General features: G+C 41.6%; 26 protein-coding genes. 25 read left to right on the top strand and 1 reads right to left on the bottom strand.

The features are described from left to right. Positions 1–2: 2 nt before the first annotated feature. The 21 genes from aroH to ACXAHI_RS04245 all read left to right on the top strand — a co-directional run bounded on the left by aroH (position 3) and on the right by ACXAHI_RS04245 (position 18,937). Positions 3–365, top strand: a complete 363-nt coding sequence (aroH, locus tag ACXAHI_RS04345) for a chorismate mutase (protein WP_474846207.1) — start codon at positions 3–5, stop codon at positions 363–365. 289 nt (positions 366–654) lie between these two features. Further along, entirely contained in the window at positions 655–2,166 is a 1,512-nt protein-coding gene (gene trpE / locus ACXAHI_RS04340) for an anthranilate synthase component I (protein WP_474846205.1), read from the top strand. Further along, positions 2,159–3,181, top strand: a complete 1,023-nt coding sequence (trpD, locus tag ACXAHI_RS04335; RefSeq protein WP_474846203.1) for an anthranilate phosphoribosyltransferase — start codon at positions 2,159–2,161, stop codon at positions 3,179–3,181. The genes trpE and trpD overlap by 8 nt, the downstream gene beginning before the upstream one ends. Next, positions 3,174–3,941 (top strand): indole-3-glycerol phosphate synthase TrpC, encoded by a 768-nt coding sequence (gene trpC, locus ACXAHI_RS04330; RefSeq protein ID WP_474846202.1) that lies wholly within the window; start codon positions 3,174–3,176, stop codon positions 3,939–3,941. The genes trpD and trpC overlap by 8 nt, the downstream gene beginning before the upstream one ends. Further along, complete coding sequence (locus ACXAHI_RS04325; RefSeq protein WP_474846201.1) at positions 3,931–4,563, top strand: phosphoribosylanthranilate isomerase; 633 nt, start codon at positions 3,931–3,933, stop codon at positions 4,561–4,563. The genes trpC and ACXAHI_RS04325 overlap by 11 nt, the downstream gene beginning before the upstream one ends. A gap of 2 nt (positions 4,564–4,565) precedes the next feature. After that, positions 4,566–5,753, top strand: a complete 1,188-nt coding sequence (trpB, locus tag ACXAHI_RS04320) for a tryptophan synthase subunit beta (RefSeq protein WP_474846199.1) — start codon at positions 4,566–4,568, stop codon at positions 5,751–5,753. Next, a complete protein-coding gene (gene trpA / locus ACXAHI_RS04315; RefSeq protein ID WP_474846197.1) occupies positions 5,746–6,573 on the top strand; it encodes a tryptophan synthase subunit alpha in 828 nt (275 codons plus the stop codon). Before trpB ends, trpA begins: the two co-directional genes overlap by 8 nt. 9 nt (positions 6,574–6,582) lie before the next feature. Beyond that, complete coding sequence (hisC, locus tag ACXAHI_RS04310; RefSeq protein ID WP_474846195.1) at positions 6,583–7,686, top strand: histidinol-phosphate transaminase; 1,104 nt, start codon at positions 6,583–6,585, stop codon at positions 7,684–7,686. Then, complete coding sequence (locus ACXAHI_RS04305) at positions 7,683–8,786, top strand: prephenate dehydrogenase (RefSeq protein ID WP_474846193.1); 1,104 nt, start codon at positions 7,683–7,685, stop codon at positions 8,784–8,786. The genes hisC and ACXAHI_RS04305 overlap by 4 nt, the downstream gene beginning before the upstream one ends. A 20-nt stretch (positions 8,787–8,806) precedes the next feature. Next, on the top strand, positions 8,807–10,093 hold the full coding sequence (gene aroA / locus ACXAHI_RS04300; RefSeq protein ID WP_474846191.1) for a 3-phosphoshikimate 1-carboxyvinyltransferase: 1,287 nt from the start codon (positions 8,807–8,809) through the stop codon (positions 10,091–10,093). A gap of 257 nt (positions 10,094–10,350) precedes the next feature. Then, a complete protein-coding gene (locus ACXAHI_RS04295; protein WP_474846189.1) occupies positions 10,351–11,343 on the top strand; it encodes a hypothetical protein in 993 nt (330 codons plus the stop codon). After that, positions 11,283–12,557, top strand: coding sequence for a tetratricopeptide repeat protein (locus tag ACXAHI_RS04290; RefSeq protein WP_474846187.1), 1,275 nt, complete (start codon positions 11,283–11,285; stop codon positions 12,555–12,557). Before ACXAHI_RS04295 ends, ACXAHI_RS04290 begins: the two co-directional genes overlap by 61 nt. 71 nt (positions 12,558–12,628) lie before the next feature. Beyond that, a complete protein-coding gene (locus ACXAHI_RS04285; RefSeq protein WP_474846185.1) occupies positions 12,629–13,165 on the top strand; it encodes a ReoY family proteolytic degradation factor in 537 nt (178 codons plus the stop codon). Between the two features lie 71 nt (positions 13,166–13,236). Then, a complete protein-coding gene (locus ACXAHI_RS04280; protein WP_474846183.1) occupies positions 13,237–14,061 on the top strand; it encodes a GNAT family N-acetyltransferase in 825 nt (274 codons plus the stop codon). After that, positions 14,058–14,528 carry a YpiF family protein gene (locus tag ACXAHI_RS04275; RefSeq protein WP_474846181.1) on the top strand — a complete coding sequence of 157 codons (471 nt, stop codon included), beginning with the start codon at positions 14,058–14,060 and terminating at the stop codon, positions 14,526–14,528. The genes ACXAHI_RS04280 and ACXAHI_RS04275 overlap by 4 nt, the downstream gene beginning before the upstream one ends. Before the next feature lie 131 nt (positions 14,529–14,659). Further along, entirely contained in the window at positions 14,660–15,157 is a 498-nt protein-coding gene (locus ACXAHI_RS04270; RefSeq protein WP_474846179.1) for a Rieske (2Fe-2S) protein, read from the top strand. Between the two features lie 12 nt (positions 15,158–15,169). Further along, on the top strand, positions 15,170–15,841 hold the full coding sequence (gene qcrB, locus ACXAHI_RS04265) for a menaquinol-cytochrome c reductase cytochrome b subunit (protein ID WP_194221909.1): 672 nt from the start codon (positions 15,170–15,172) through the stop codon (positions 15,839–15,841). Positions 15,842–15,898: 57 nt separating this feature from the next. Next, positions 15,899–16,666 (top strand): c-type cytochrome, encoded by a 768-nt coding sequence (locus tag ACXAHI_RS04260; RefSeq protein WP_474846178.1) that lies wholly within the window; start codon positions 15,899–15,901, stop codon positions 16,664–16,666. A gap of 62 nt (positions 16,667–16,728) precedes the next feature. Then, the gene (gene lhaT, locus ACXAHI_RS04255) at positions 16,729–17,322 is read left to right on the top strand and encodes a lipoprotein heptaprenylglyceryl N-acetyltransferase LhaT (RefSeq protein WP_474848064.1); all 594 of its coding nucleotides are present in this window, start codon (positions 16,729–16,731) and stop codon (positions 17,320–17,322) included. Positions 17,323–17,389: 67 nt separating this feature from the next. Beyond that, positions 17,390–18,163 carry a sporulation protein YpjB gene (locus ACXAHI_RS04250; RefSeq protein ID WP_474846176.1) on the top strand — a complete coding sequence of 258 codons (774 nt, stop codon included), beginning with the start codon at positions 17,390–17,392 and terminating at the stop codon, positions 18,161–18,163. Positions 18,164–18,259: 96 nt separating this feature from the next. Continuing rightward, the gene (locus ACXAHI_RS04245; RefSeq protein ID WP_474846175.1) at positions 18,260–18,937 is read left to right on the top strand and encodes a zinc metallopeptidase; all 678 of its coding nucleotides are present in this window, start codon (positions 18,260–18,262) and stop codon (positions 18,935–18,937) included. 213 nt (positions 18,938–19,150) lie between these two features. Here the strand turns inward: ACXAHI_RS04245 and ACXAHI_RS04240 are convergent, their stop codons facing one another. Beyond that, complete coding sequence (locus tag ACXAHI_RS04240; protein ID WP_270179035.1) at positions 19,151–20,020, bottom strand: YitT family protein; 870 nt, start codon at positions 20,018–20,020, stop codon at positions 19,151–19,153. A 152-nt stretch (positions 20,021–20,172) separates the two neighbouring features. On the opposite strand from ACXAHI_RS04240, the gene ACXAHI_RS04235 reads away from it, so the two are divergent. The 4 genes from ACXAHI_RS04235 to bshB1 are packed head-to-tail and all read left to right on the top strand — an operon-like array spanning position 20,173 to position 22,447. Continuing rightward, positions 20,173–20,535, top strand: coding sequence for a nucleotide pyrophosphohydrolase (locus ACXAHI_RS04235; protein ID WP_474846173.1), 363 nt, complete (start codon positions 20,173–20,175; stop codon positions 20,533–20,535). Between the two features lies 1 nt (position 20,536). Further along, a complete protein-coding gene (gene dapB, locus ACXAHI_RS04230; RefSeq protein WP_474846171.1) occupies positions 20,537–21,337 on the top strand; it encodes a 4-hydroxy-tetrahydrodipicolinate reductase in 801 nt (266 codons plus the stop codon). Between the two features lie 11 nt (positions 21,338–21,348). Beyond that, positions 21,349–21,762 carry a methylglyoxal synthase gene (mgsA, locus tag ACXAHI_RS04225; RefSeq protein WP_474835329.1) on the top strand — a complete coding sequence of 138 codons (414 nt, stop codon included), beginning with the start codon at positions 21,349–21,351 and terminating at the stop codon, positions 21,760–21,762. Continuing rightward, entirely contained in the window at positions 21,740–22,447 is a 708-nt protein-coding gene (gene bshB1, locus ACXAHI_RS04220; protein ID WP_474846169.1) for a bacillithiol biosynthesis deacetylase BshB1, read from the top strand. Before mgsA ends, bshB1 begins: the two co-directional genes overlap by 23 nt. Positions 22,448–22,453: the final 6 nt, after the last annotated feature.

Below are 22,453 nucleotides of genomic sequence, written 5' to 3'. Positions count from 1 at the left end.
GGTTGCTTAGAGGAGTTAGAGGTGCGACTACTGTTGAACAAAACGATAAAGATGAGATACTCGAGGCAACAGAAAGGTTATTACAAGAGGTGATCGACCAAAACAACGTCGTACCGGATCGTGTAGCATCGATTCAGTTTACGATGACGAACGATCTAAATGCTGTTTTTCCTGCAGAGGCTGTTCGCGCTCTTGATGGGTGGATGCATGTTCCTTTACTCTGTTCTTCTGAAATACCAGTTGATGGAGCTCTATCATCATGTATTCGTATTTTGATGATGATTAATACTGATATGAATCAAGATGAGATCCAGCATGTTTATTTAGAGAAAGCGATCGCGTTACGTCCTGATCTTGTAAGTTGACAAATAAACACGACCATACTAGTATGTATGTAAGTTTAGAAGAGATGAAAGAATTAGAACGAATTAGATTTTGAGCTGAGATAGTAGAGAATAGGATAGTTGAGTTGAGGAGAGCTTAGAGGGATACGTCTATTTATACCCCCTGAGACAATCAGGGGGATTTTTATACCCTTTTTAGGTATGTGAGTATTCAGACAATTTGTCTGTTATTTGGTATACCTCCATAATAAATCCTCATCAATACTCAGCTTTTCCATTCTCCATTTCAATCGATGGAGGAGTGAGAAAGTTGACCACAGAATTTTCTTCTTTTAAAAAGGATGCCGAGAATTACAGGACCATCCCATTAATGAAGTCGTATTTCATGGATACGACGACCCCAATCCAAATTTTTCAAAACCTAGGTGACCGCGCAAGTTTCTTGTTAGAGAGTAGTGACCAGGAATCAAAGTGGTCCAGATATTCCTTTATTGGATCAGATCCGATCTACTCATTGGTCGAGCTACAAGGGAAATTCTCTGTAATCGATCATAATGGAGCGACTGTCCTGACAAGTCATTCTTTTCAATCAGGTGTAGACGCGTTGTTTCAGCTGATGAAGCCAAAAACGATCGATACCGATTTTCCTTTCTATGGTGGTGCTGTAGGCTATATCGGCTATGACTCTATCAGCCAATTCGACAAAGTACCTGAACATCCAAAGAGAGACAAGGATGTCCCACTTTACCATTTACATGTGTGTGAGAATCTCTTGATATATGATCATCATTTAAAACGTCTAACCGTTAGCCATAATGCAAGGATTAATGAAAGAGAGCAAATCGATAACGTGTATGAACACGGTCTTCAAGTGATCGACGAACTCTCAACGCTTGCTGCTTTACCAGTTCATACGAGCGCGATCAACATTCCAGCGAATATAGAGGATGAAGTTGATTTTTCTCAAGTAACCTCAAATTATCCGAAAGATAAGTTTTTAGCGGATGTTGAAAAAATAAAGCAATATATCCTTGAAGGAGACGTGTTTCAAGCAGTACTTTCTCAGCGCTTTGAAAAAGAACTCATTGTTGAAGGGTTAGACCTATACCGCGTATTAAGAATTATCAATCCTTCTCCTTATATGTTTTATCTAAAAATGGACGATGTTGAGATCATCGGAAGCTCGCCAGAAAAACTTGTTCAAGTGAGAGATGGCACGGTTGAAATCGACCCTATCGCTGGAACGCGAAAAAGAGGGAGAACAGAGGAAGAAGACCAGGCCCTTGAACATGAACTCCTCCGTGATGAGAAAGAACGAGCCGAACATTACATGCTTGTCGATCTTGCGAGAAATGATGTCGGCAGGGTTTCTGAATATGGAAGTATCGATATTCCTCAATTGATGGAGATCGGCAGGTTTTCACACGTGATGCATATCGTTTCGAGGGTCACCGGGATATTAGCTCCAACCGTTACAAGCCTCGATGCTGTCATCGCATCTTTTCCTGCTGGAACGGTTTCAGGCGCTCCTAAAATACGAGCGATGCAAATACTAAGGGAACTAGAGCCAACACCTCGCTCCATCTATTCTGGTGCGATCGGCTACATTGGGTTTGATGGCAATATTGATTCCTGTATCGCTATAAGGACTATGGTATTAAAAGACGGAAAAGCCTATATACAAGCAGGAGCGGGCGTCGTAGCAGATTCGATCCCAGAGAATGAGTGGGAAGAGACGCGAAACAAAGCGAGTGCTTTAATCAAAGCGATACAGGTAGCGGAATCCATTTTTGGTAAAAGGGGAGAAGAGCTCAATGTTTAAACAGCAATTAAAAGAGATGTTAAATGGCTGTACATTAACTGAAATACAGGCGGAAAAGATGATGGATTATATCATGGAAGGGCAAGTAGAGGATGCACAAATCGCAAGCTTTTTAACGTTATTAGAAGTAAGAGGTGAGACCGTTGATGAACTAACCGGTTTTGTAAGGTCGCTTCGTAATCATGTTCTACAGCTCGATCACGGAGGATTACCATTGATCGATACGTGCGGAACCGGTGGAGATGGGCATTCCACGTTCAATATTTCGACAGCTGCTGCAATACTGGTATCGAGCCAAGGAGTCAAAGTTGCAAAGCACGGGAATCGAGCGGTTTCTTCTAAGAGTGGAAGTGCAGACGTATTAGACGAACTTGGCATTCCAACGCAATCTTCAAGAGAGATGGCCGTCGAAGTGCTAAAAGATCGTAACATGTGTTTTCTTTTTGCACCAAACTACCACGTAGCTATGAAACACGCTGTGAATGCTAGAAAAGCGATCGGATTTCGAACGGTGTTCAATAGCCTTGGTCCGTTAGCAAATCCTGCTGGCAGTCAATCCCAGCTAATCGGCGTATACTCACATGAGAAAGCGTTAAAGATGGCTGAAGCATTAAAACGATTAGGTACGAAGAGAGCCCTTCTCGTCACAGGAGGAGAGGGGATGGATGAATGTTCGATCAGCACGTACACAGACTTTGTTGAATTAAGAGACGGCGAGATTACTACGTACCGGTTAACTCCTGAAGACGTTGGCTTAGAATCACAGCATTCAAGTGAGCTACGAGTGGAAACAGCGAGGGAGAGTGCTCAAGTCATTTCAGACATCTTTGAGAATAAAGCTAACAAAGCACGAAGGGGTGTCGTTCTGTTTAATGCAGGTGCTGCACTTTACCTTGCAGGAGTATGTGAGTCAATTGCCGAAGGCGTGCATATTGCGAGAAAAGCAATCGAAAATGGAGAAGCTAGTAAACAGCTAACATTGCTTAATGGAAGGGAGTTAAATGTACATGCTTGATAAGATTGTTGAAGTGAAGAAAGAAGAGTTAAAGAACTTTACCTTGCCAGACAGAGTAGAAGTGAATCACGTATCCCTTAAAGAGAGCATAATAAATGCCAATCATACGATCGGATTGATTGCCGAAGTTAAGAAAGCTTCACCATCAAAAGGAATGATCAATGAGGATTTTGATCCGGTAGAAGTAGCGATGGCCTATGAACGAGCTGGAGCGGATGCCATTTCTGTCTTAACTGATGAGACGTTTTTTAAAGGAAGTAACACATTCCTAACCGATGTTAAGAAGCATGTTAATCTTCCTGTGCTGCGTAAAGATTTTATCATCGATAAAAGACAAATTGAAGAAAGTAAGCTGATCGGTGCAGATGCGATTTTACTGATTGTGAAAGTACTTGGAGCTAAGAAGACAAAAGAATTTTATGACTTCGCTAAGGAATACAACTTAGAATGCCTTGTGGAAGTGCATTCAAGTGAAGAGATACAAGCACTTACGAACGAATTCGAACCTGACATCATCGGAATTAACAACAGAAACTTAGACACCTTTGAAACCTCTACGAAACATACGAGAGACATGAGTACGTTCGTACCTTCTAAATCATTGATGATCAGTGAGAGTGGCATTTCGAATTATCATGACATTCAAGATGTGATCAAGGCGGGTGCATCAGGCGTTCTCGTTGGTGAAGCTCTCATGAGAGGCGGAAGGTTCGAGGAAAGGATAAGCGATCTGTTTAGGAGCACTGTCTATGAAGACTGATTTAAAACTATGCGGAAATAGATCTCTCGATGATTGGAAGCTTGTAAGAGAAAGTGACGCGACTCATGCAGGATTTATCTTTGCAAACAGTCCAAGACGAGTGGAAGGCGAGACGGTCGGAAGATGGCTAAAGGACTTCCCTCCGAATGGAAAGAAGATCGTAGCGGTTTTTGTTAACCCTGATTTAGAGGAGATCGCTGATATCTTGCGATCGGTCCCTGTCGACATCGTCCAACTACATGGAAGTGAAAATGCTTCGTTCGCTACGAAGATCAAGCAGATGACAGGGAAAGAGATTTGGAAAGTAATCCACCATAGTCAATCAGCGATAGAAGACATGGGGCATTTTACAGGAATTGCCGATGGGTATGTTATCGATACGAAATTACCGGGACAGTGGGGTGGAACTGGGAAGAAGTTTGATTGGGAATCAATTCCTTCCTACAAAAAAGAAGCTTATAAACAAGGCGTTCCTTTGTTTGTTGCTGGTGGCATCAATGAGAGCAACGTTACTGAACTCCTTTCGTATGAGCCTGATGGAATTGATTTATCTAGTGGAATAGAGCATAACGACGGAAAAGATCGTAATAAGATTGAAAAACTTCAGGGAAGGCTGTGTTAATCATGTCAACGATCGTACCAGATCAACGTGGAAGATACGGACAATTCGGAGGGAAATTTGTTCCGGAAACGGTAATGTATGCGCTAGAAGAATTAGAAGGTTCTTTGAACGAAGCGATGAGTTCTAAGGAATTTATCGAACACTATCACGAAGAATTAAAAAGATATTCTGGTAGACCAACACCAATTACTCATGCTGAGAATTTATCTAAACGGCTTGGGGGAGCACAAATTTATTTGAAACGTGAGGACCTAAATCATACTGGTGCTCATAAATTGAATAATGCGATCGGACAAGCATTACTCGCTGTAAGAATGGGAAAACAAAAGATCGTAGCAGAAACTGGCGCTGGTCAGCATGGGGTTGCTGCAGCAACGGTAGCAGCTAGGTATGGCCTTGAATGCAAAGTCTTCATGGGTGAGGAGGACATTAGACGGCAGGAATTGAATGTATTCAGAATGAAACTATTAGGGGCAGAAGTCGTCCCTGTGTCATCTGGGAGTAAAACCTTAAAAGATGCGACGAACGAAGCGATTCGATACTGGGTGTCAAATGTAGAGGATACCTTTTATCTCATCGGTTCTGTAGTTGGCCCGCATCCTTATCCGAAGATGGTACGAGATTTTCAACGTGTCATCGGCGATGAATCACGCGTTCAACTAGAGAAAACTCCTGACAAGATCATTGCTTGTGTTGGTGGCGGAAGTAATGCCATGGGAATGTTCTATCCTTATTTAGAAGAAGAAGTTGATTTAATTGGGGTGGAAGCCTCAGGAAAAGGGATTCACACTGGAAAACACGCCGCGACCTTATCAGAAGGAAGGCTTGGGGTGATCCACGGTTCGATTACGTATCTCCTTCAAAATGAAACGGGGCAAATCCAAGAACCATACTCAATTTCAGCTGGCCTAGATTATCCTGGCATAGGACCAGAACATGCATATTTATCTGAAACAGGACGAGTCACGTATAAAGGTATTACAGATCAGGAAGCATTAGATGCTTTGAAGATTCTTTCTGAAGAAGAAGGGATCATCCCTGCGATCGAGAGCGCTCACGCACTTGCTGAAGCGATTAAACAAGCACCAGAATTAACAGCATCTCAAGAAATCCTTGTTTGTTTATCTGGGAGAGGAGATAAAGACGTTCATACGATCATGGAGCACCTTGGAGGTGATGTTGATGAATAAACGATTCAAAGAGCACGTTGAGAATAAAAACGATCTGTTTATCCCTTTCATTACAGCGGGAGATCCTGAACCCGAGACCACGATCGAACTAGCACTCATGTTACAAGAAGAAGGAGCTAACGCCATTGAGCTCGGAATACCATATTCTGACCCACTTGCTGATGGACCAGTGATTCAACGTGCATCAGAAAGAGCGTTGAAAAATGGAATGAGCCTCGAAAAAGCGATGGACTTGGTTCCGAAAATGCGTGAAAAAGGACTTGAAATCCCTGTAATTATATTTACTTATTATAATCTTTTGTTACAATTAGGAGAAGATCGCTTCTTCGCTTTAGTGCGTAAAAATGACGTCGATGGACTTTTAGTTCCAGACCTCCCGTTTGAGGAAAGTGCAGAATGGAAAGAGAGCTGTCTTAAAAATGAAACGGCTCTTATTTCGCTTGTAGCTCCTACTACTTCAGAGGAACGCCTAAAGAAAATTGCTGATGAAGCCACTGGCTTCCTATACTGCGTATCATCGCTCGGTGTAACAGGGACTCGCTCCCATTTTCAGAGCTCAGTTTTCTCTTTCGTCGAGAGGGTGAAAAAACAAAGCAAGGTGCCGGTAGCAGTTGGATTTGGTGTTTCTCGACCGGAGCATGTACGGGAGCTAAAAGATTATTGCGACGGTGTTATCGTTGGAAGTGCGATCATTAGACAAGTAGAATCACAAGTAGAAGCTTTACAAAATCCAGAGACACAAAAGGAAGCAATCGATCAGATCAGAGCATATGTGAGGGATTTGGTGGCTCCTTTTGAGAAAACGACAATACATTCGTGAGGTGCAGTTATGATTCCAAAACGTCAACTTAAGGGGCTAACTCCCTACAAGCCAGGCAAGCCGATTGAAGAAGTGAAGAAAGAGCTTGGTTTAAAAGAAGTGATAAAGCTAGCTTCAAATGAGAATCCGTATGGCTCTTCCCAATCTGTAAAAGATGCTATACAGAAAGAGCTATCTCAACTTCATATTTATCCAGATGGATACGCAGCTTCCTTAAGGGATGCTGTTGCAGCATTTCTTGATGTTGATCAGAATCAGTTAGTTTTTGGGAATGGATCTGATGAAGTCGTTCAAATGATCTGTAGAACGTACCTTGAAAAAGGAACGAATACTGTTATGGCATCAACAACGTTTCCTCAATACCGTCATAATGCCGTTATTGAAGATGCGGAAATACGAGAAGTTCCGTTAAAAAATGGAAAGCATCAGTTAGGAAAAATGCTTGAGGCAATCGATAACGAAACACGTATCGTTTGGGTGTGTTCCCCGAATAACCCGACTGGAGAACACGTTACTGAAATGGAACTTATCGAATTTTTAGATCGTGTTCCTGAGCATGTGCTCGTCGTTTTAGACGAAGCGTACAAAGAGTATGTAACAGCGGATGATTTTCACGATTCGCTAGCTGCACTTCCAAACTACAAGAATCTTGTTATCTTGAGGACTTTCTCAAAGGCATATGGAATCGCAGCTTTAAGAGTTGGATATGGTGTTGCAAACCCTGAAGTCATTAAGACTATTGAACCATCGAGAGAGCCATTCAATACGTCGAGAGTCGCTCAAGCCGCTGCAATTGCTGCACTTCAGGATCAAGAGTTTATCGATCGCTGCCGAGAAGAAAATGAAAAAGGTAGAGAACGTTACTATGAGTTTTGCCGCGAGTTCGGACTCACTGTTTATCCATCACAAGGAAATTTCGTGTTGATTGATTTTGAAGTACCATCTGATGAGGTTTTTGAACACCTGCTTAAAAAAGGCTATATCGTCCGTTCAGGCAGTGCCCTCGGGTTGCCTACTTCTCTTCGAATTACAGTTGGATCCGACGAACAAAATAAAGAAATCATTTCACATTTAACTCAGTTTGTAGAAGATCGGAGAAAATTGAACTCATGAATAAAGAAGTAGCAATCATTGGACTTGGTTTAATAGGTGGTTCAATCGCACTAGCGATCAAGCAGGCACATAAAAACGTAATGATTAAAGGATTCGATGTTAACGAAAATCAGCTCCAGCTTGCGAAAGCATTACGAGTCGTTGATGAAACAGCTTCTTCACTTGAAGAAGCTGTTGAATCAGCTGATGTCATCATCATTTCTACACCAGTTGTTCAAACGGAAATGATACTCGATCAGTTGAGCAAACTCCAACTAAATCAAAACGTGATCGTAACAGATGTTGGAAGCACGAAGCAGTCGATCGTTGAGCATGCAAAACAAACGCTGCCATCCAACGTAACCTTTATTGGTGGACATCCTATGGCAGGTTCTCATAAAACAGGTGTTTCAGCAGCTAAGTCACATCTGTTCGAAAATGCGTTCTATATCTTAACACCAGAAGTTGGTTTGGATACGGATAAACTACGAGAATTAAAGGAACTTTTAAAGGGTGCGAATGCTACTTTTGTAGAACTAGATGCAGAGGAGCATGATTACCTTGTTGGTTTAATCAGTCATTTTCCGCATATTTTAGCAGCCAGTCTTGTGAACTATGTGAGCTCTAGCAATAATGATGAACGCATCAATGTTGCAAGGTTCGCGGCAGGAGGGTTTCGGGATATAACAAGGATTGCTTCGGCGAGTCCTGTAATGTGGCGTGACATATTACTAAGGAATAAGCGCGTCCTGCTTCAGATGATCGATGATCTAAAAGAAGAACTAGGTCGCATTCACTCACATATCGAGCATGAGGACGGAGATGAAATTTACCGTTATTTTTCTGATGCAAAAGATTTTAGAGACGGCCTTCCCGTTCGATCTAGAGGGGCGATCCCAGCCTTTTATGATCTATTCTTAGATGTGGAAGATGAGCCAGGTGTTATCGCTGCTGTGACACAGAACCTTGCAAAAGAGGCTATATCGATCACGAACATACGTATCATCGAAACACGTGAAGACATCATGGGCGTATTGAGAGTTAGCTTCAGGTCTGAAGGCGATCGTGACCGCGCTAAACAGGTTCTCGATACATATTTTACAACGTATATAGATGATTGAGTAAGGAGATGCAGAACGATATGGAAACCATCAAGAAAGCTAAACGTTTACAAGGAAGTATTACGATCCCAGGAGATAAATCAATTTCACATCGAGCGGTCATGTTCGGGGCGATGGCAAAGGGTACGAGTCGCATATCAAACTTTTTACCTGGAGAGGACTGTTTGAGCACCATCTCTTGTTTTGAACAAATGGGTGTTTCTATTGAACATGAAGGCACATCCGTTGTCGTTCATGGTAGGGGAATCGAAGCGTTACAAGAACCAAATGAACTATTGAATGTTGGAAACTCAGGTACAACGTTCCGTTTGATGATGGGGGTTCTTGCAGGAAGACCGTTTTATTCAGTACTTGCTGGAGATGACTCCATAGCGAAGCGACCGATGAATAGAGTTTCCATCCCGCTGAAGGAGATGGGAGCAACGATCGATGGTCGTGATGATGGTACATATGCGCCGATCTCGATTCGTGGTGGTCATTTAATAGGAATGAACTATTCCTCTCCTGTTGCCAGTGCGCAGGTGAAATCTGCGATCCTTCTAGCAGGTCTTCAAGCTAAAGGAATAACTTCTGTCACTGAAACACATCGTTCGAGAAATCATACAGAAAATATGCTCGAAAGCTTTGGTGTGAAAGTGAACAGAGATGGATTAACAGTAGGCGTTGAAGGAGGACAGGAGCTTATGGCAACAGATGTAGAAGTTCCTGGTGACATTTCCTCTGCTGCCTTCTTCCTAGTGGCCGGAGCAATCGTCCCACAGAGTACGGTCACCCTTTTAAATGTTGGAATCAATCATACTCGTTCTGGAATCATAGATGTACTAGAGCAGATGGGTGCAGATTTAACGATTCAGAATAGAAGAGTAATCAACCAAGAAGAAGTGGCTGATTTAACGATTAAAACGAGTGACCTTACTGGGATTACGATCGAAGGCGAAATGATTCCACGTTTGATCGATGAAATACCTATTATCGCTCTGTTAGCTACAAAAGCGAAGGGGAAAACCGTTATTAAAGATGCAGAAGAGCTGAAAGTTAAAGAAACGAACCGCATCGATGCTGTTGTGGACGCCCTGAGTGCGTTAGGAGCTGCAATAAAAGGAACTGAGGATGGAATGATCATTGAAGGTACAGATCGATTAAATGGCGCTACTCTGTCAAGCCTAGGCGACCATCGGATCGGTATGATGTTAGCTGTTGCTGGTTGTATCACTGAAAGTGAGCTCACTTTAGAGAAGCCAGAAGCGATCAAAGTATCTTACCCAGGGTTTTTTGACCACATGAAACAATTGAGAGTAAATTCCTAGGAATTTACTCTTTTATTAATCTATTTTAAAAATATTACTAATTTTTCTAAATTATCTGTTGATTTAATGGGATTCCCTGTTATACTAAGGATAGTAATGGTTTCTCTCCACTCCTATCCATATTTAACTTTGTCCCTGTGTTTTGAAAGCGCTGTCAAACGCTTTCTGCACAGGGAATTTTTTTATTGAGTGGGTTATCATATTCAAGACGTGGGCCACATAGCCTGTCATTATAAGATGGCAGGGGAGGATTCCTTTTGAAGCAGCTATATAGTAAGGTTTCCATTGATGGCATGCGTGATGAGTATAAAATCGTTGCTGGAGAGAAAATAACATTTAAGACGAATACCGGCCGACTCGAAAAAGGAATTTGCTGTTCACTCAGTGGATACAGGATGGAGCCCGGAAAAGTAGGTTTTGATGAAGAGATGTATCACTTCTCAAAAGATGAGGTTGTAACTCAAATAGAACAGTACGTTCATCAGGGGATCACGACGATAATGGCGAGTGTACCGATCGCATCAGAAAGGACCTTAGAAGAAGAATTACAGAGCGCCCTACGCGCTTATGAAGACTCCCCAATCGATTATGTTCTAGGAATACGAATGGCTGCAGAACGAGTTACGCCAGATGTAATGAGAAAGTGTGGTCGTTACCGCTTACCTTTTATCATAATCGAATTTGAGCATGAGTCATCTTGGAATAACTTCGTGTTTGAATGGATTCATCAAGCTAATTTTCCTTATCGTGCAGCAATGTTGGTTGATTTCACGTTTTTGTCAGAAATTCCTGAGTCAAAACGCATGAAAGAGATAAAGATGTGTTACGACCTTCTTAGTGATAAGGGAATCGAACCATATGAGTATGATATTATTGAACCTCATCACGTATCGACTTCCTTTTTAATGCGTACAGGTCTCTTTCCACTAAAAGGGTCATTAACCCAAGGGTCGCACTTTGATTATAACCTTTATTCTGATCATGAAAGCACTCGAGTTGATGAAGAGCAAATTCTTGATTATCATGGAGAAGAGCCAGCTATTATTGGACTACGTGGTGAAATCCTTAAAGTGGAAAAGAAGTTACACTTGAAGCGAGGATTTGGAGAGCGGTTAGAGATAAGAAAACCGGGATTCTTCACCGCAAGTCATGGAAATAAAATAAGTAGAGTAAGAAGGAGTTTTGGGTCGTGGAGCGTCTTAAACAAGCTATCTCCCTCATTGAGGCAGGTAATTTCGAAAAAGGATTAAAAGAATTAACGAAAGTTCGTGAAACAGCGGATCATGAAGGGTTGTATGATTTATCTAACATTTATTACAACCTTGGACTAATTGAAGATGCACGAGATGTTGTTGAAGAACTTTTGATGCATTATCCAAATGAAGGTGAGCTACTTGTACAAGCAGCAGAGTGCTATGTAGATCTTGAACAAGAACAAGAAGCGATCGCTGCACTCAGTAAAATAGATGAAAATGACGCTGCCTATCCGCCAGCATTACTGCTACTAGCAGACCTTTATCAAACGGAAGGTCTTGAAGAAGTAGCAGAACAAAAGCTATTAGAAGCGAAGCGTATATCTCCTGATGAACCGATCATCGACTTTGGTCTAGGTGAATTCTATTTAACTCAAGGTCATCACTTAAAGGCGGTTCCTTATTATGAAGCAGTGATTAATACGAAGAGTGAGCTTGCTAACGAAAATATAGAACTTAGACTTGCTGAAGCTCTCAGTGGAAGTGGACAGTTCGAAGAAGCACTAACGTATTACGAAAAAGGTCTTGAGAACGCACGTGAGATCAATGCATTGTTTGGGTATGGATTTACTGCTATTCAAATCAATGAGTATAAGAAAGCTATCCATGCATTCAAAGAGCTTAAAGATTTGGATCCACAATATAGTACACTCTATCCTTATCTAGCGAAAGCGTACGAAGAGGAAGGTGCGGTTACTGAGGCTATCGAAACTTTAGCGCAAGGCATTAAGGTCGATGAGTTTAATGAAGAACTTTATCTTCAAGCAAGCCGCCTAAGTTTTAAATCGCATGACGAAGAAAGTGGAGAGAGATATTTGAGAGAACTGCTTGCGATCAATCCTTCACACATTGAAGCGGCTAAGACGCTTGCGACTTTCTTTAGAACAGAAGAGCGTTACGACGATATTCTCGATCTTCTTCAAAATATTGAAGAAGGAGAACAAAGTGATCCTTATCTAGATTGGTCAGCAGCAACAGCTCTTCAGCACGAAGAGAAATATAAAGAGGCAATAAATCGTTATGAAAATGCATATACTTATTTCAAAAACGATCCGTTGTTCCTTGAAGAATATGGATTATTCTTAATCGAAGAAGGCCGTAGAAAAGAAGCGATCGAATTATTCAAACATGCATTGAAACAGGATCCTACATTGACTCACCTCGAAGAAGACATCATACGATTCGAGGAAGAAAGAATTGAAGAGGATTAATCCTGTATTGGAAGGATATTCAACTTCAATGACGAATTCTTAATTTAGGAAAATCTCAGGGAGGAATCGCTATGAGCAGCTCCGTTTCAGTCGTTGAAAAAAAGGACTTTCTTAAATGGTTCCTGAAAAATTATCAGGTGAAGAAGCGTGAATGTGTCTGGCTTTTGAATTATCTAATCAGCGACGAAGTGCTTATGGGAAATGTTCATTTTGTAGAGAATGCAGAATTTTGCCCGAAGGCTCTCGTTATTTCTACGCACTGTGTGGAAAACGCTCCTTTCAGATTTTACAAACACAACATCATCACAACGGATCCTGAGAAGTCGTTTCACGATATTAGGTTGAATCAGGACGAGCCTATTTATATTCAGCTTAACTTCAAAAGTAAGAATGTGTCTCCACACTATGTAGCAGTGCTAGAAGAAAATCCTTTTCTACCGGAAAATATGGCAGCAGATAAGAAGTATTCCTTCCTTGCTGAGATGGTACTGGACGAATCGTTTACACGATTTAAGCGTGAGTCGATTTTAAAAGAGATAGACGATGCTCTTGATCAAAAAGACATGGATCGTTTTCAGCATTTAAGCAAACAGTTGAATAACCTCTAACCCTTGAAACTTTTCAAGGGTTTTTTTATACTTTTAAAAGGTTTACATGGTGAAAGTGTGGAGGTTCAAAGGTGATCAGATACTTAACATATTCAGATTATGGTCAACTAAAGAGAATGAAAACGAACATTCATGACGATTATATTGTTCGTATCTTCCCTAGACTTGTAGAACAAGACTCACTGTTGGGATATTTTGACGATGACCGTTTAGTAGGGATAGCAGGGCTGACAACATTTGAAAATGAAATTGGCATTCTAGGCCGATTGCGCACAGATGTTGATTTCAGAGGGAGGGGAATCGCACCCTCGCTTATGAAAGCGCTTATGGAAAGAGCTTATTCATCTTCATCGATTAAATGGATTGGCTATGCAACGGAGAAAAGCAATCTGAGTGCTAATCAGCTCTCAAACAAACTAAATATGATGTTGACTTCGACTGTCGTATCAGCCCGTATACCAGCGGGCGTAATCAGAGGAGAGGCTGATTCAATAAGCTTTAACAAATCTCAAGACCCTATCACGAAAAGAAAAGCACTCGCTAACAGTTTTCAAGACAGTCGTTTCTCTTTCTTTCCATATGAAATTTACTATCCGCTTCCTTATATTCCAGTCTTAAGTGATGTATACATTGAGAAAATAGAGTTGTATAGTAGTGAAGCTGGGGACTTTTTTCTCTCAAGGGAAGAAAAAGGGGATTCATATCTTCACTTGAAGCTATTTAACCCTTCACTCCTTAATAGCAAAGCAATGTGGATGATCGTGAATAATATTGCGCGGGAGGAAGATCGAAGAATCTGGATCGACTTACCTTTAGAATATGATCATCTTTTAAACAGAGAATTCGAAAAAACTTTATGGCATTTAATTGGACAAGGAAGGGAGACTAGAACATGAAATGGACTGAATCGGATATAGGGGTTTACGTAAAAGAAAAAGAATACGTGGATACTGCTGTTATTCCTTTGATTCCAATTTCTCTTACATCAAATGTAAAGAGCACCGTTTCGATGGGAGAATATATTTCTATAATCGCAAATGAGCTCGAAAGGCAATTGAAAGGGCGCCTTCTGCTTGTTCCTGCATTTACTTACCTTCAGTCAGAAGATGAGGCCTCACGTACAACGAGACTGAAACAAGTAGAAGCTGAACTGATGGAGGGTGGGATGAAGCATATCATTACACTTACTTCTGACGTTGAATGGAAGCAGTCAGAAAATCAGCTTTCAAGCGGGTTATTATGGATGCCTGCGATTCCACTCGAACACATGGATGAGCAGTATAAAATTGAAACGGTTTCAGCACAAATCAAACAAGTCCTGCAATTTGTAACAAATAAGTGGCAAAGTAGTATAAAAGGCTGATTTGAGGCAAGCTAAAGACTAATCAGAATATTGACAGCGTAAGAGTGACTACGCTATCATAGGAATGTCCTAGTTATATGTGTGTATTATACGTCCGGCTGGACTGACTTCATAGGATAGGGGGGAAACCAATGGCGAAGAAGAAGGAAGTAACAAGACGCCAATTTCTAAACTACAGCCTGACTGGTGTAGGTGGGTTTATGGCAGCTGGAATGCTTATGCCGATGGTTCGATTTGCGATCGACCCATTGTTAAAGGAAAAATCGAAGCAGGATTTTGTTCCTGTTATGGAAACAAGTGAAATTACAACTGAGCCAGTTCGTAAAGAATTCAAAATCGACCAGGTTGATGGTTGGTACGAATCTGAAGTAACGCAATCCGCTTGGATTTACAAAGAGGAAGGCGATAAGATTGTCGCACTTTCACCTGTTTGTAAACACCTTGGATGTACTGTCGACTGGGGTTCAAATCCTGCATATCCTGACCAGTTTTTCTGCCCATGTCATGCAGGGCGTTACACGAAAGACGGCGTGAACGTTCCGGGCACACCGCCTCTTGCACCACTTGATGTTTACAACAAGAAAGTCGAGAATGGAAAACTTTACCTCGGGAAACCTGAACCACGTTAGGGGGCGTAATCTATGTTAAACAAGATCTATGATTGGGTAGATGAACGCTTAGATATTACGCCTATGTGGCGCGATATTGCGGATCACGAAGTGCCTGAGCACGTTAACCCTGCTCACCACTTTTCAGCGTTTGTTTATTGCTTTGGAGGATTAACGTTTTTTATTACAGTAATCCAAATTTTATCCGGGATGTTCCTTACAATGTATTATGTACCGGACATTGTGAACGCCTGGGAGTCCGTATACTACCTTCAGAACGAAGTAGCATTTGGACAAATTGTTCGAGGAATGCACCACTGGGGAGCTAGTTTAGTTATCGTTATGATGTTTCTACATACCCTACGAGTGTTCTTTACAGGTTCATATAAGAAGCCTCGTGAACTTAACTGGGTTGTCGGTGTACTAATTTTCTTCGTAATGCTTGGTCTAGGATTTACAGGATACCTTCTTCCTTGGGATATGAAAGCACTTTTCGCAACAAAAGTTGGTCTGGAAATTGCAGTTACCATCCCAGTAGTAGGTGAGTGGGCGAAAACGCTACTCGCAGGGGGAGAAATCATCGGGGCTCAAACACTTGCTCGTTTCTTTGCGATTCATGTGTTCTTCCTTCCAGCAGCGCTGCTTGGATTGCTTGGTGCCCACTTTATCATGATTCGAAAGCAGGGTATTTCTGGACCGTTGTAAGATACGGCTGATCGACTTGTAAATACCATATTATTTTTTTACGAAGGAGGGGGACAGATGCATCGCGGAAAAGGAATGAAGTTTGTAGGCGACTCGCGTATCCCTGCGCAGAGAAAGCCTAACATTCCAAAAGATTATTCAGAGTACCCCGGCAAAACAGAAGCGTTTTGGCCGAACTTTCTATTAAAAGAATGGATGGTTGGTGCTGTATTCCTTATCGGTTACCTAGCACTAACGATTGCTCATCCGTCTCCGCTTGAACGTGTAGCGGATCCAACGGATGCAACTTATACACCACTTCCAGACTGGTATTTCTTATTCTTGTATCAGCTCTTGAAGTATAAATATGCGGCAGGAGATTATACGCTTGTAGGTACGATCATCATGCCAGGTCTTGCTTTCGGTGCTCTATTGTTAGCGCCTTGGCTAGACCGTGGTCCTGAGAGACGTCCTGCGAAGCGTCCTGTAGCGACTGCTCTTATGTTGCTTGGTCTTATCTCAACTGTTTACTTAACTTGGGAATCTGTTGTTACTCATGACTGGGAAAAACAAGCTAAGCAAGGTAAAATCGTTGAGGCAACTGTAGACAAAGAGTCAGAAGGTTATCAGATTTATTCTTCTCAAAGCTGTATCGGATGTCACGGTGACAGCTTACAAGGTGGCTCAGGTCCATCACTTCTTGAGACCGGTTTGAAAGAAGAACAAATTAAAGATATCGCTGTAAATGGAATTGGCGGAATGCCAGCTAATGCGTTCAAAGGTTCTGATGAAGAGCTTGATAAATTAGCTACCTTTATCGTTGAAACTGTTGAAGCGAATAAATAATTAGAAGAAAGCTGACTGTAACGGTCAGCTTTTTTTCAATCATTTAGAGGAGAAGTCAGATGATACATGAACTTTTCTATATACTAAGATCAAAACCGTTTCTTTGGGGCATGTTGATTATCAATGTATTAGGCACAGCTTACGGGTATTACTGGTATGGTTGGCAGCTTGAAGAAACTGCGCCTATCTTCTTGTTGTTTGTACCTGATAGTCCAACAGCTAGCTTGTTTTTTTGCTTTGTATTGATCGCATTTTTACTCGGCAAAAATTGGCCGTTACTTGAGGCGTTAGCTGCTGTAACTCTTTTCAAGTATGGAATTTGGGCCGTCGTTATGAACGTGATGGTGATGCAAGTGACGGGCGTCCTATCTCCGATTGCAATCATGCTGATCATCTCCCACTTTGGGATGGCAGTCGAAGGGTTGCTTTACTCTCCTTTTTATAAAATCAAAAGCTGGCATTTGATCGTCGTTGCGATTTGGACGTTACATAATGATGTGATCGATTACGTGTTCGGACAGATGCCTAGGTATTCGATGCTTCATGAATACACATCTCAAATCGGTTATTTTACCTTCTGGCTATCGTTAGCTTCCATTCTCCTTGTTTACTTGTTAACCATTCGGAATTCACGATTCAAGTTAGAACTTCGTTAAGCAAGAGTTAATGGTCTACTCTTGTCCCTTTTATCATACATTGAAGTAGGATGAAGGAGGGACAGGTATGGTTAGAGGATTACTCCTGCTTTTATTGCTTTTCATTCTTCCTATTAACGCTTTTGCAGCTGAATCGGATACGAGACAAGCATGGGATGATTTCGCATCGAAAGTTCTAGAGTTTGGTAAGCAAGAAGAGTTCGAAAGGGCAAAAGCAATGCTCGAGAAGTTTGAAGAAGTGTTTCCAGGCGAAGAGAATACAGAATTGACGATCACTGAAATGCGCATTGTCTTGAACACTCACAATAGAGCTCTACATTCAGTCACAGCCGCCGATCAGGAAACGGAGCAGCGGATGAAGGCACTTACAGAATTTCGTCTTGCTGTAGATGCACTTGTTACAGAAGAACAGCCTATTTGGCGTCAAACGGACGATAAGATGCTCGGTCTGATCGATGAAATGAAAGCAGCCGTAGCGCATAGGGATTATAAGGTTTATGAAAGAGATCTCCAGCAGTTTTTAGGGTCTTATAGCGTGATTAGACCAGCACTTGGCATCGATCTCTCGACTGAAATGCAGCAAAGACTCGACTCACACATTGCATTCTTTGAAAATTACGGATCTTCTCATAAAAAAGAGCTAGCTACACAGCTTGAAACGATGAAGTCAGACTTTAAAGAGGTTTATGAAGGTCATGTTGAGAAAAACGAATCATCGATCGTGTGGATGATAATTTCTATAGGTGGGATAATAACGGTCACATTGCTATACGTTCTCTACCGAAAGTACCGTGGAGAAAAGACGGATGTGAAGAAATATAAACAATTTGAGAAAGATTAAACCTTGGTATGACAGTAAAATGATTGACTTTTACTAGTTATTTGACTAAAATTGACGTTAAGATAGATAGAGATATACTACTATGGAGGAATGGAAATGGCTAGTATTCTAATTTATTTTGCTCTTCTTCTAATCATCCCACTTTGGGCTCAGAGTCGTGTGAAGAGCGCATACAAAAAATATTCAAAAGTTCCTAACTCATCTGGAATGACGGGTGCTGAAGTTGCTCGAAAAATTCTTGATGAAAATGGTTTATACTCGGTAGGAGTAGAAGAAGTTCGCGGTCATTTATCTGATCATTATGACCCACGTTCTAAAACAGTAAGATTGTCATCAGGTAATTTCCATGGACATTCTGTAGCTGGAGCAGCAATTGCAGCTCACGAAGTAGGACACGCTATTCAGGACCAGCAGGATTATGCTCCATTACGCTTCAGACATTCATTGGTGCCTGTAGCTAACCTAGGTTCTAACTTCAGTTATTTTGTTATCCTAGCAGGTATTTTGATGTCTTCTTCAAACTTTATCTTACTCGGGATCATCTTCATGAGTGCTGCCGTACTATTCCAGTTAGTCACGCTACCGGTTGAGTTTAACGCTTCTAGTCGTGCGATGGAACAAGTTGTTTCATCAGGAGTCATCCGAAACGATGAAGAGCGTGAGACGAAGAAAGTATTGAATGCTGCAGCCCTTACCTATGTAGCAGCTGCGGTCGTTGCACTACTTGAACTTGTGCGTTTCGTGTTTATCTTTCTCGGAATGAATGAAGATTAATAAATAAACCTCGCCATTGTTGGCGAGGTTTTTAGTTTATAGAGAAACCTGATCAATGTGTTCCATATGCTGTAAAAGTCTGAATACCTCTTTCTTTCGTATGAACTAAGAATCCGTTGGAGTTGTACTAGATTGCAATCAATCCAAGTGAACACTCCGACCAATTTTACCGAAATTACAAAAATCTTGCCCTTTACGCATGGTTTATTTCAATTAATCTTCAATTGGGTTTTTGTTTTCGTCTAACGTAAATCCTTCACCAAGAACATCGTGCACGTCATTAACAGCAACGAAAGCGTGCGGGTCGACCTGGCGAATGATGCTCTTCAGTCTAGAAAGTTCGTTTCTTGCGACTACGCAATAGAGCACTTCTTTCTGCAGCCCAGAAAAGCTTCCTTTTCCGTTTAAAACGGTAGCGCCGCGATCCATCTCTTTCATGATGGTATCAGCAATCTCTTTGTTATTTTCCGATATGATCATGGCAGCTTTTGCGGAATAAGCGCCTTGTTGGATAAAGTCGATCACGCGTGCTGCTATAAATACTGCGACGAGCGTATACATTGCTTCTTTGTAGTTTAAGTAGACGAGGGAAATCGCGATCACACAAAAATCGAAAACGAACATCGTCCTGCCCATGCTCCAGCCCGCATATTTAAAACCAAGTCTTGCGATGATGTCTACGCCCCCAGTTGTTCCTCCATACCTGAAGATAATCCCTAATCCTAATCCAATAAACACACCTGCAAATAGTGCGGCGAGCGTCATGTCGTCTCTTAATGGAATCGAAAGAGCTGAGTAACGTTGAAAAATCCATAGAAATACGGACAGCGCTACCGTCCCTAGTAACGTATAGATGAATGATTTCCTGCCAAGTAAACGCCAGCCAATAAAGAATAACGGTATGTTTAATACAAGGTTTGAAATGGCTGGGTCGATATCAAATAGAAAATAGAGTAGAAGGGTTATGCCTGTGAACCCACCTTCAGCTAAGTTGTTCTCCATATTAAAATGAACGAGTCCAAAAGCAAAAATTGCAGAACCTAATAAAATGAAGATCACATTCTTCATCCGAATTCCTTCCATATGCAAACATCCTTTCCGTCCTATACAGTCAACAGCATTCATTATAATCAAATAATGAGCGAACAGCAATTTGATTTTGGTATACTTTCTACAGAGCGCAGAAATGGTTAAATATTTGTCAAACACATGTCTTTTAGCTAACATAGTAGCAGATGAGAAAGGTGGGAGCACTCGTGTCTGAAAAGACGATTAAAGATATGCAAGAAGAAGTGGATCAATACATAGGTCAATTTAAGGAAGGGTATTTTAGCCCCCTTTCGATGTTAGCAAGAATGACGGAAGAACTAGGTGAGCTTGCTAGAGAAGTTAACCATTATTATGGTGAGAAGCCAAAGAAAAGCGAGGAAACACAAAGGTCGATGGAAGAAGAAATGGGTGACCTTCTGTTTGTGTTAACTTGCTTTGCAAATTCACTTAATATCGATTTAGATGAAGCATTCGATCAAGTGATGACAAAGTTTAATACAAGAGATAAAGATCGTTGGACAAAGAAAGAAGAGGAGAGTGAATCATAATATGGATACGGTAAAGATCGTTATAGCAGGACCAAGAGGGAAGATGGGGACCGAGGCAGTTAAGCTCGTGGCTCGTACAGATCACTTCTCGTTATCAGCTGTAGTGGATTCAAGACAATCTGGAGAGACTGTAAAAGACATTCCAGATCTCCCGTCATTAGACTCCCCGGTTTACACCGATCTTGACGTGTGTCTATCTGAAGTTGAGTGTGATGTGTTGATCGATTTAACGACGCCGGAGTATGGAAAAAAGCATATGGAGATTGCGTTTCAACATAATGTAAGACCTGTAGTAGGTACGACTGGATTTTCAAATGAAGATGTTGAAAGGCTATCAGAAATAGCAGAGCAGAAAGGGATCGGCGCGATCATCGCTCCTAACTTTGCAATCGGTGCAGTCTTGATGATGAAGTTTGCTTCGATGGCAGCTAAGTATTTTCCTGATGTTGAGATTATTGAGCAACATCATGATCGAAAGCTCGATGCGCCATCCGGAACAGCTGTTAAAACTGCCAAGATGATTTCTGAGGTTCGTGAACCTAAAGTTCAGGGTCATGAAGATGAAAGCGAAGAGCTCCAAGGGGCTAGAGGTGCCGATTACGAAGGTATGAGAATTCATAGCGTAAGGCTGCCAGGTCTCGTCGCTCATCAGGAAGTATTATTTGGCGGTGAGGGACAAACCCTGAAGATACGCCATGATTCCATGCACAGAGGTTCGTTTATGCCTGGCGTGCAGCTTGCCGTTGAAACCGTCTTAAAGATTGATCAGTTGGTTTATGGACTTGAGAATATAATGGAATAGGGGATGGTATCATGAATATCGCCTTGATTGCTCACGATAAAAAGAAAGATGATCTCGTTCGATTTGCTTTAGCCTATAAACAAATATTAGATCCACACACGCTTTATGCAACTGGAACGACCGGAAAACGCATTATCGATGAAACAGGGCTGACGATTCATCGTTTTCAGTCTGGTCCTTTAGGTGGCGATCAACAGATCGGTGCGATGATCGCTGACAATGCGATGGATGCTATCATCTTCTTCCGTGATCCATTGACAGCGCAGCCTCACGAGCCAGATGTAACAGCATTGATCAGATTGTGTGATGTGTATAACATCCCGCTCGCAACAAACATGGGAAGCGCTGAAATCCTTGTACACGCGTTGGGTCGAGGAGAACTAGATTGGAGAGAAATTGTACATGGAAGAAACACAGAAACTTGATGTATTAGCATTTGGTGCACATGCAGATGATGTAGAAATCGGTATGGCTGGTACATTAAAGAAGCTTGCAGAGGACGGTAAGCGAACTGGTATTTGTGATTTAACTGAAGCAGAACTATCATCGAATGGGACGGTAGCACAAAGAAAAGTAGAAGCAAAAGCAGCAGCAGACATTCTTACAGTTTCAAATCGCTATAACCTCGGTCTTCCTGACCGGGGACTTAGTGTTAATGAAGGCTCGATGGAAAAGTGCGTTGAACTTATTCGAGCGGTAAAGCCGTCTGCTGTCTTTATGCCATACTTTGATGATCGTCATCCTGATCATGGACATGCTGCAACATTGGTCGAGGAAGCCGTCTTTTCAGCAGGGATACGAAACTACAAACCTGATCTTGGGAAGGCGCACAAAGTAACGCGCGTTTACTATTATTTTATAAACGGTTTTCATAAACCACAGTTCACAATTGATGTTTCAGAACAGATCGATGCGAAGAAACAAGCGTTAGAAGCTTATGAAAGTCAATTTGTTCTAGGGGAAGATAGTGTAGAAACACCATTAACAAACGGGTATGTTCAAAAAGTCATTCATCGAGAATACCTTTATGGAAAAGAGTCTGGCGTTGACTATGCAGAAGGATTTATTTCTAAGAACATGCTTTGTCTGAAAGAGATACCGTTAGAATAGGAGAAA

It is taken from the genome of Anaerobacillus sp. ABD4_527 (assembly GCF_056160805.1).
The sequence above is the reverse complement of the archived record's forward strand: the minus strand, read 5'-3'. Positions and strand labels throughout refer to the sequence as shown.